This is a genomic window from Mycobacterium sp. NAZ190054, assembly GCF_001545925.1.
Lineage (GTDB): Bacteria > Actinomycetota > Actinomycetes > Mycobacteriales > Mycobacteriaceae > Mycobacterium.
Genome location: NZ_LMVQ01000127.1, coordinates 1 through 9779 on the forward strand (window position 1 = coordinate 1; position 9779 = coordinate 9779).

At 70.2% G+C, this 9779-nt stretch carries 8 protein-coding genes; 2 read left to right on the top strand and 6 right to left on the bottom strand.

Annotated elements, in window-relative coordinates; genetic code table 11:
• Positions 1-1711 (bottom strand): TRAP transporter fused permease subunit (locus tag ASJ79_RS11005; RefSeq protein WP_067955033.1); only part of this gene is annotated, 1711 nt, incomplete at its 3' end.
• Between the two features lie 102 nt (positions 1712-1813).
• On the opposite strand from ASJ79_RS11005, the gene ASJ79_RS11010 reads away from it, so the two are divergent.
• On the top strand, positions 1814-2773 hold the full coding sequence (locus ASJ79_RS11010) for a DNA polymerase domain-containing protein (protein ID WP_067955035.1): 960 nt from the start codon (positions 1814-1816) through the stop codon (positions 2771-2773).
• Between the two features lie 21 nt (positions 2774-2794).
• On the opposite strand, the gene ASJ79_RS11015 is transcribed toward ASJ79_RS11010, so the two are convergent.
• The 5 genes from ASJ79_RS11015 to ASJ79_RS11035 are packed head-to-tail and all read right to left on the bottom strand — an operon-like array spanning position 2795 to position 8641.
• The gene (locus tag ASJ79_RS11015; protein WP_067955037.1) at positions 2795-3103 is read right to left on the bottom strand and encodes an STAS domain-containing protein; all 309 of its coding nucleotides are present in this window, start codon (positions 3101-3103) and stop codon (positions 2795-2797) included.
• Positions 3103-7263, bottom strand: coding sequence for a SpoIIE family protein phosphatase (locus ASJ79_RS11020; RefSeq protein WP_067955039.1), 4161 nt, complete (start codon positions 7261-7263; stop codon positions 3103-3105). The genes ASJ79_RS11015 and ASJ79_RS11020 overlap by 1 nt, the downstream gene beginning before the upstream one ends.
• On the bottom strand, positions 7260-7640 hold the full coding sequence (locus tag ASJ79_RS11025; RefSeq protein ID WP_231750816.1) for an STAS domain-containing protein: 381 nt from the start codon (positions 7638-7640) through the stop codon (positions 7260-7262). The genes ASJ79_RS11020 and ASJ79_RS11025 overlap by 4 nt, the downstream gene beginning before the upstream one ends.
• Complete coding sequence (locus ASJ79_RS11030; protein ID WP_082753777.1) at positions 7637-8302, bottom strand: PAS and ANTAR domain-containing protein; 666 nt, start codon at positions 8300-8302, stop codon at positions 7637-7639. Before ASJ79_RS11030 ends, ASJ79_RS11025 begins: the two co-directional genes overlap by 4 nt.
• 54 nt (positions 8303-8356) lie before the next feature.
• Complete coding sequence (locus ASJ79_RS11035; RefSeq protein ID WP_067955041.1) at positions 8357-8641, bottom strand: DUF4242 domain-containing protein; 285 nt, start codon at positions 8639-8641, stop codon at positions 8357-8359.
• Between the two features lie 169 nt (positions 8642-8810).
• On the opposite strand from ASJ79_RS11035, the gene ASJ79_RS11040 reads away from it, so the two are divergent.
• Positions 8811-9779 (top strand): AAA family ATPase (locus ASJ79_RS11040; RefSeq protein ID WP_156448376.1); only part of this gene is annotated, 969 nt, incomplete at its 3' end.

A 9779-nucleotide genomic window follows, 5' to 3' on the forward strand; every position in this document is an offset into this window, starting at 1 on the left:
ATGCCTGCCACATCGTCGGGATCGCGCGGCCCCCGGTGACCGCCGAGGCGCCGACGGCCGCCAGCGCGGTCGGCGGGGTGACCTCGGAGAGCACCGAGTAGTAGAAGACGAACATCGCCGCGGCCGGCGCGGGCACGTCGAGGGCAAGCAGGGCGGGACCGATGATGACCCAGCCGATCACGAACGACGCCGTCACCGGTATGGCGAGTCCGAGAAGCGCCAGCGCGACCGCGGCGAAGACAGCCGTCAGCGCCAGGATGACGGTCCGGTTGTCGGTGAGGGCATCCACCCCGTTCACCAAAACCGACGAGAACTGGGATCCCAGACCGGTTTTCGTCGTCATCGCGGTGATGACGCCGGCCGCGGCACAGACCGCGACGACCGGGAGCACCCCGCGCACTCCCCCGCTCAGCGCGTCGAAGACACGACGCGGCGTCAGCCGGCCCCGCCGGTCGAGGAAGCTCAGCACGAACGCCACCGCGGTCGCGTAGACCACCGCCCTGGTCGCCGACATCCCCAACGCCAGGAACACGACGATAGCGATCATCGACACGAAGTGGTACCCGAACCGGGCCAACAGCTTCCACGTGGATTCGCTGCCCAAGTGTGCCGGCTTCATGCCGAAACGGCGGGCGTCGATCTCGACGGCCAGCAGGATGCCCAGGTAGTACAGGACGGTGGGAATCATCGCCCACCCCAGCACCGTCAGGTAGGACACCTCGAGGTACTCGGCCACGATGAACGCCGCCGCACCCAACGTGGGCGGCGACAGCAACGCGCCGACCCCGGCCGCGGCCAGTACCCCACCGGCCCGCTCCGGGGTGTAGCCGGCGCACCGCATGATCGGCCAGGTGATGGCGCCGACGCTGACCGCGGTCGCGGTGCCCGACCCGGAGACAGTGCCGAGCAGCAGTCCGGAGGCGACCGCCGTGCGGCCGGCTGCGCTGCGGGAGCGCCGGAACGCGGCGACCGAGAGATCGACGAAGAACCGTGCGCCGCCGGAGAGCTCAAGCACGGCACCGTAGATCGTGAACAACACGATGTAGGTGGCAGCCACATCGAGCGGGGTGCCGAAGAACCCGCTGCCCGAGTTGTACAGCGCGTCGACGATCTGGTCGTAGTCGAGGCCGGCGTGGCCGATCGCCCAGCCCTGGGGCATCAGCCCGCCGTAGTAGCCATAGGCCAGAAACAGACCGCACACGACGGGCAATGCCCAACCGGTGGTCCTGCGGCAGGCCTCCAGGATGAGGATCAGCAGCAGTGCGCCCATCACGACATCGGTCGGGGCGAGCATGCCCTGCCGGTCCAGGAACTCGTTGTAACCACCGCCACCGGAACCGATTCGCAGCGGCAGCACCGGATACAGACAGACCAGCAGCGTGACCGCGGCCAGCACCCAGTCCAACGGGCCCGGCCGGTCCTGCGGGTCGAGCCGGCCACCCCAGCCGGACCGGTAGACCAGGTACACCAACGGCAGTGAGCCGGCGAGGAACACGATCAGGTAGTACTGGCTGCCCTGCGACAGCGGCCGGAAGACCTGCCAGATCGTCAGCAGTGCCACCCCGAACGCCACCGCGGCGACAAGGCGACGGGTCCAGCCGGACAGCTCGCGGCCGGGCTTCTCCTGATCGTCGACCTGGGGCGCCGCGGGCGGTTCGGTGGTGGCGACCGCCCCCGGTGCGCCGGGCTCCGCCGATGGACTCCGGTTCATTGCATGCAGACGTTATGCCGCGTCGCCGGCCTCCGCGGTCGAATCCCGACTTCCGTTGGCGGAGAGCACTTGACGGAGCGGCGATGCCCCTAGGCTGATCCGATGGGGACCAGCGAAGAGCGCGACGGTGTCGAGCTGACCAACCTCGACCAACCGCTGACCGGCGACGCCGGGGCCACCAAGCGCGACCTCGTCGACTATCTGGACGCCGTCGCCGACCGCATCCTTCCGGTGCTGGCCGACCGCCCGCTCACGGTGCTGCGGGTGCTGCGCGGCCGGGCGCCGTTCATGCAGAAGAACGTGCCGAAGTACACCCCGGACTGGGTCCGCACCGTGTCGATGTGGGCGGACACGTCGAAGCGGGAGATCCGCTACGCGCTCTGCGACGACCGCCGCACCCTGCTGTGGCTGGCCAATCAGCGCGCCGTCGAATACCACCCGGCGCTCGGACTGGCCGGCGACATCTACCGCCCGACCCACCTGATCCTCGACCTCGACCCGCCCGACGGCCAGGATTTCGCCGCGGTGGTCGCCGTGGCACACCTGGTACGGCAGGCCCTGGCCGACAGCGGACTCGCGGGTGCGGTGAAGACCAGCGGCTCCCGCGGTCTGCACATCTTCGTCCCCGTCGACGGCAGCGCACCGGTCGACGACGTCGCGGCGGCCACCCGCGCGCTGGCGCACCGCGCCGCGGCGCTCGATCCGGCGATCGCGACGACGGCGTTCATCGTCGCCGACCGGGAGGGCAAAGTGTTCGTCGACGCCACCCGCGCCGGCGGGGCCACCGTCGCCGCGGCCTACAGCCCGCGGCTGCGTCCCGGCACCCCGGTCTCGTTCCCGGTGCCGTGGTCTGACCTGGACCGCGTCCACCCGTCGCAGTTCACGGTGCACACCGCACCGGCTGTGCTGGCCGGGCGCGACCCGTGGGCGGAGGCGATGCCGGAGCCGCAACGGCTGCCGGACAAGCTGATCGAGCACGGCCGGACCATCCCGGTCGCCCGGGTGGCCGCGATGCACGAAGGGAAACGACGCGCACGGGCGCGCCGCGAGCACTCCGACTGAAAACGAAACGGGCCGGACGGCCTACCCACCGGCCGGCTTCACCACGGTGGCCTTCGTCAGGCCGCTGACCGTCAGCACCGGCAGCAGGATCGGATGGACGAGAAGCTCGATCGATTCCGCGTACTCGAAGAGCACGTTGATGGCACCGCTGTCGAGGTACTCCACGGCGCTGAGGTCGACCAGCAGCGGGTCTGCGTCACGCTCGGCGACGGCGGCGCCGACGGCCGCGGAGAACGCGGCGATGTTGCTCATGTCCAGCTCACCGGCAGCCGCCAGCACCACCGAACCGTCCGGCCGACGCTCGGTGTGCAGGCTCAGCGGTGTGGCCATCACGCGATCCTGGTCTGCATCCGCACGGTGGTGCCGGTGTGCTGGGAGTCGATCGTCACATCCTGCATCAACGCCCGCATCAGCGTGATGCCCCGGCCCCGGTGCAGCGCCGGGACCTGCGCCGGCGCCTTCCAGGTGCCGGAGTCGGTGACGGTCAGGTACACGGTGTCGGGCAGCGCCATGGCGCGCAGCCGGACCCGCCCCTGCCGCTCGCGGTGGCCGTGCTCGATCGCGTTGGCCAATGCTTCCCCGACGGCGATCAACACGTCCAGCGTCTGTTCCTGCGACAGCCCCACGGCATTCAGCCAGCCGCGCAGCGCGGTCCGGCTGCCGGCCAGCTCCCCGACATCGGCGGCGAAGTCCAGCTCCAGCGGGGCGGGCTGGCGGTAGAGCAGCAGCGCGACGTCGTCGTGGTAGCCCTCATCGGGTGCGAGCCGGGACATGATCACATTGGCCAGCTCGTCCAGCGCGGTGGCCCGATTCCGCTGGACGATGTCGGTGGCGCGGGCGATCCCGTCGTCGATCGATTCCCGTCTGCGTTCGACCAGACCATCGGTGTAGAGCAGCAGGGTGGCCCGCGGCGGCATCGTCTCCCGCGCCTCGGTGCGGTGCGGCGGATTCCTGAGGCCGAGCGGCGTGGCACGGGCCCCTTCGAGGAGCCGGGTGGAGCGGTCCGCGGTGACGAGAATCGGGGGCGGGTGACCCGCGCACGAATAGACCAGTTCGCCGTTCTGCGGGTTGAGCACCGCGCAGAACGCGGTGGTGCAGCGCGCTCCGGGAAGCCGCGCCGCGAACCGGTCCAGCGCCGACAGCGCGGCCGCGGGGCTCGGGTGCTCCAGCAGCAGCGCGCGGCAGGCGCTGCGCAACTGCCCCATGATCGTCGCGGCGGTGAGGCCGTGCCCGACGCAGTCACCGACGATCAGTGCGATCCGGCCGTCGTCGAGGTTGACGACGTCGTACCAGTCGCCGCCGACCTGCAGCGGACTGGTCGCCGGCTGGTACCGGACGGCGAAGCCGCTCGACAGGGCCGGTCCGAGGATGGCGTGCTGGAGGGCCAGCGCCGTCTCCCGTTGCTGGTCGATCTGGTGCACTCGCTGCAGCCCCTGGCCGAGCCGGCCGGCCAGCACCGTGAGCAGGGTGTGGTCCTCGGAGGTGAACCGCCGCTGCTCGGACAGCTCGATGTACATCACGAGCACGCCACGGGGGTGCCGCAACGCGACGCCGGCCGCCCCGGCGGTGGAGGTGTCCGGGGCGAGCAGTTGGTCGTCGCGCAGCGCGGTGAGCGCCGCCCGGGTGTGCTCGGACAGGTCGGCCCAGTGTGCGGATTCTCCGACGCACACCAGGTGCGGGTCGGCTGAGTCGGTGTCGGAGTCGTCGGTGTCGGGCCACGTGGCGGCCAGCACGCGCCGCGCCCCCCACACGGCGGCGAACTCCGTCGCGGCGGCCAGCACCGCGTCGTCGAGGGTGTCGGCCTGGGAGAGTTGCTCGTTCAGTGAGGCCAACGCGGTTTCGCGCTGCACGATGTAGTGCTCGGCGCTGACGTCGCGCAGCGTTCCCACCACGACGTCACGCCCGGTGTCCGGATCCTCGGCGTGGGTGAACGTCACGGCCACGTACAGCTGGTGTCCGTCGCGATGGGTCAGCGGCAACGCCCCGATGCTCCCGTGCGGCTCCGCCCGCACGCTGTCGAAGGCGGCGGTGACCCTGGCGTATGCGTCGGGATTCTGCTCGGCCGACGGCCACCACGGGTACATCGGCTGGTAGGGCAGGCCGTCGGTGTCGTAGCCGAGCATCTCGGTGAACGCGTGGTTGATCTCGATGACGGCACCCTGGTCGTCACAGACGAAGAAGGCTTCCTGCAGGGAGTCGATCAGCGCCGAGCGCCAGCGCGCGTGGTGTTCACGCAGCCGCGCGAGTTCGACGTTCGCGCGGACCCGAGCCAGCAGTTCGGCCGCGGCGAACGGCTTGACGAGGTAGTCGTCGGCACCGGCGCGCAGCCCGCTGATCGACGCCTCCAGACCGGCCCGGGCCGACAACAGCAGTACCGGCAGGGCCGCTGTGCGGCGGTCGGTGCGCAGCTTTTCGACCAGTCCCAACCCGTCGAGTCGCGGCATCATCACATCGCTGATCACGATGTCGGGCGGGTTGGCCCGGATCGCCTCCAGCGCCTGGAGCCCGTCGACGACGGCGTCCACGTGGTAGCCGTCGGAGCGCAGCAGCCGGCTCAGATAGTCCCGCATGTCGGCGTTGTCGTCGGCGATCAACACCCGTGACGGGGTCACCGCGCCCGGCGCCGCAGGCGCGATCGCCGGTGGCGCGGTGGCGGACTCGCGTCGATCGGGTTCGGCGGGGATCCACCGCAACGCCTCCTCGACATAGGGGGCGGCCGCTGCGGCGGGACGGGGTGCGCCGCCGTCCGGGGCGATCGCGTCGCCGGGCAGGTGCGCGGTGCCGAACGGCAGCCGGATGGTGAACGTGGTCCCCCGCCCTTCGGCGCTGTCGGCGACGATCGTGCCGCCGTGCACTGCGATCAACTCCTTGACCAGTGCCAGCCCGATCCCGCTGCCCTCGTTCGAGCGCGCCTTCGCGTTCTCGATGCGGTGGAACCGTTCGAACAGCCGCGGCATCTCCGCGGCGGGCACGCCCGAACCGGTGTCGGCCACCACGACCACCGCGGCCTGCCCGTCCTGGCGCACCCGGACCCACACCGTGCCCTCGAAGGTGAACTTCAGCGCGTTCGACAGCAGGTTGAAGATCACCTTCTCCCACATGTCGCGGTCCACGTACACCGGCTCGTCGAGAGGCCCGCAGTCGACGTCGAAAGCGAGCCCGGCACGCTCCATCGCCGAACGGAACACGCTGGCGAGCTCGGCGGTCAGGGATCCCAGGTCCACCGGCCGATAGAGCGCCTGGGCGCGGCCGGCCTCGATCCGGGAGAAATCGAGCAACGTGTTCACCAGCTTGGTAAGCCGTAACCCATTGCGCCACACCACATCTAGCTCTCGGCGGACACTCTCGTCGACACCTTCGGCGCGCCGCAGCTCGAACACCGGGTCCAGGATCAACGTCAGCGGGGTGCGGAACTCGTGGCTGATGTTGGAGAAGAACGCGGTCTTGGCGCGGTCGAGTTCGGCGAGTTCCTCGGCCCGCAGCTGCTGTGCGCGGTAGCTGCGCGCCAGACCGACGCCCGCCGCGATGTGCGCGGCCACCAGGGTCACGAAGCCGCGGTAGGCGTCGTCCAACAGCCGGTAGCGGTTCAACGCGGCGACCAGGAAACCGCTCGGCGAACCGCCCTGATGCAGCAACGGAACGACGAGGGCCTGCACCGGCGGACGGCGCCAGTCCCCGGTCGGCAGCGCCGGGTACGCGTCGCCGTCGAGGTCGACCAGCACGGTTTGCCCGCGCGCCGGTTCGGCGACGGGCCACGGGCCGTCGCCACCGGGCGTCAGCCGCGCCGGCACCGAGGGATGCCCCGCGGAGATGCCGCTGGCGCCCGCCAGTCGCGCCGAACCGTCGTCGTCGAACAGATACGTCAGTGTGAAGGGGAGATCCCGAAGGTTGTGGGCCAGCTGCTCGTCGACGAATCTGAGGATGTCCTCCTCGGCCCGCACCAGGCTCGGGTCGGATCCGAGATCGCGCAACGTCGCCATCCGTCGCTCACCGATCACCTGCGAGGTGTCCTCGCTGACCACGCACAGCATGCCGACCACCCGGGCGCCGTCGTCGCGCAGCGGGCTGTACGAGAACGTGTGATAGGTCTCCTCGACGTAGCCGGAACGCTGAAGGAACAGCAGCAGCGCGGTGTCCCAGGTCGCCTCTCCGGTGGACAACACCCGTTCGATGCGCGGACCGATGTCGTCCCAGATCTCCGCCCACACCTCGCGGGCCGGTCGCCCCAGCGCCCACGGGTACTTCCGCCCCAACGTGTCGCGCCGGTAGGCGTCGTTGCAGAAGAACGTCAGGTCCGGTCCCCATGCCATCCACATCGGGAACCGCGACGACAGCAGGATGCTGACCGCGGTAAGAAGGCTCTGCGGCCACCGGTCCGGCGGGCCGAGCGGTGTCGCCGCCCAGTCGACCGCGGCATGATCACGGCCGACATCACCACCGTCGGCGAAAATTCGTCCCGGCGAGCGATTTTCGCCGCTCATACCGCTCATCCGGCCTCGCCCGCTGCCAGGGCGTCCGCGACGGTGCGGAAGGGACGCAGAACGGCGTCGAGCTTGGTGACCTCGATGGGCCGGAGCACCTCGGCGTTGTCGGCCACCACCCGCACCGCGATGCCGCTGACATCACCGCCTTCCACACAGTCCAGCAGCGCGTTCAACCCGGCGCTGCCGAAATAGGTCACGCCGGTGAGGTCGACGACGAGCACGCGGAGGGGATGCGCGAGCGCCGCTGCGGTCCCGGCCTTCAGCGCACCGGTGAGGCGTTCGACGGTGCCGGTGTCCACCTCGCCACGGACCTGCATCACGACCGCGCGGTCGCGCACGTCCTGCACGATGTCCAGGGGTTTCACGCGCTCGGTGACCGTCACTCGACGCGCTGGTGCACGGTCAGCAGCAGGTGGTCGAACTGCCGGCGCAGATCGTCGCGGAGTTCTACGTTGCCGAACTCGGCGACGATCTGCGCGGCCAGCAATCGAAGTTTCGTGTTCGTCTGCTGAGACCTCCACTGCAGCAACTCGAATGCCTGATCCGCGCCGACGCCGTACACCAGCATCAGCGCGCCCTTGGCCTGTTCGATGGCGGCGCGGGCCTCGAACAGATCCGGCAGGGCGGTGTCCAGGACGTCACGGCGGGCCTGGTCGAGGGTGTCGGTCAGGTCGACGTAATACCCCTCCGTGCCGATCACCGCGCCGGTGTCGTCGAGCATCCGGTCGGCCAGCACCAGCACGCTGTGTTCCCGATTCTGGGTGTCGAGGAAACGGTGCCTGCTGGAGAAGGATCCGCCCGAGTGCAACGCGTGGTCCAGCAACTCCTGAACATGCCGCCGGTCCTCGGGATGTTTGTGCGCGAGAAGCAGTTCGGTGGTGGGTGTGATGGTGCCGGGCTCGTAGCCGTGCATACGGGCCACCTCGTCCGACCACTCCCACCGCTGACCCAGAAACCAGAAGCGGAAGCCACCGACGCGCAGATCGTTGCTTGACCGGCATGATTCGTCGGCAGACGACTCGGACAAGCGCTCGGCACGCGACATTGCCGCATTATTCCACCGGAACGCCATCGGCAAACACGTTCGAAAAGGGTGGAATCAGGTGTCCGTGGCCGCCGCCGTCTGGGGGCCGAACTCGTTGGCCACGGGAACGACGACGTTGGCCGGGAAGCCGCCGCGGCGGGCGTGCTCGCGAACGGCGTCCTCGTCGTCCGCCTCGTGGATGCAGTAGACCTTGTCGCCGGCGACGTAGCTGGTGATCCACCGGTACGGAACTCCGAGTGACTGCATGGCGGCGTTGGATTTCCGGGCGATCTCGGCGAGCTGCTCCTGGGTCAGCTCGGATGCGCCGGGGATCTCCCGCTCGATGAGGAAGCGTGACATGGTGCCCTCCTGGCTTGGTCGGTCCGGCCGGGGTGCCGGACCTGCTCCACCGTGCACCGCCGGCACACGCGGTGTCATCGGGGAAACCTCCCCAGATGCCGCCGGAACCTTCCCCTTACAAGCAGTGTTTTCGCTGGTGGGGCGCGTCGTTTGCGGATAGCATCGGTCCGTGACGCTCACCGAGCGCGAGCACGAACTCGACCAGCTCGCGGCGCGGGGAACCGCGGCACGCACCGGCCGCGGAGGCGCGGTGCTGGTGTGCGGCGAATCCGGCGCGGGGAAGACGTCATTCGTCGAGACGTTCGTCGCGGGTCTGCCGGAGGGCACCCGGGTGCTGTGGGGGGCGTGTGACCCGCTGTGCACGCCGAGACCGCTGGGCCCGCTGCACGATCTCGCCTGCCGTTTCGGCGCCGCGACACAGAGGCATCTGCGCGACGGCGACCAGCCTTACGACATCTTCGCCGCGGTGTTCGACGATCTCCGTGCCGATCCCTCGGTGCTGGTGCTCGACGACCTGCAATGGGCCGATCAGGGCACGATCGACCTATTGCGGTTCCTGCTGCGCCGCGCCCCGCAGTCGCACCTGCTCACGGTCGGCATCCTTCGCGACGATGAGGTCGGCGTCTCGCACCCGCTGCGCGGCCTGCTGGGTGATGTGGCCCGTTCCCCGCACGCACAGTCCCTGACGGTGCCCGCGCTGAGCCCGGCCGCCGTCGCCACGATGGTCGGTGACCGCCGCGTCGACCCCGACCGGTTGCACCGGATCACCGGCGGCAACGCGTTTTTCGTGTGCGAGATGCTCGACCACGACGGCGCGGACCTGCCGGTCACGGTGCGCGACGCGATCCTGGCCCGCACCGCGGACCTCGACGCCGCCGCATGGGATCTTCTGCACCTGCTGACATGCGCCCCCGGTGCGATCGGCGATCACCTGCTGATCGGGCTCGGGGTGACGCTGCCGGCGCTGCGGGCGCTCGACCAGGCGAAACTGATCAGGCGCGACGCGCGCGGGGTCGCGTTCCGCCATGACCTGTGCCGCCGGGCGATCGCCGGGGTGATTCCGCCCGGCGCCGAGCCGGGGCTGCACCGCCGCTTCCTCGACGCGCTCCGCGACGTGTCCGACGAGGACCCCGCCGCG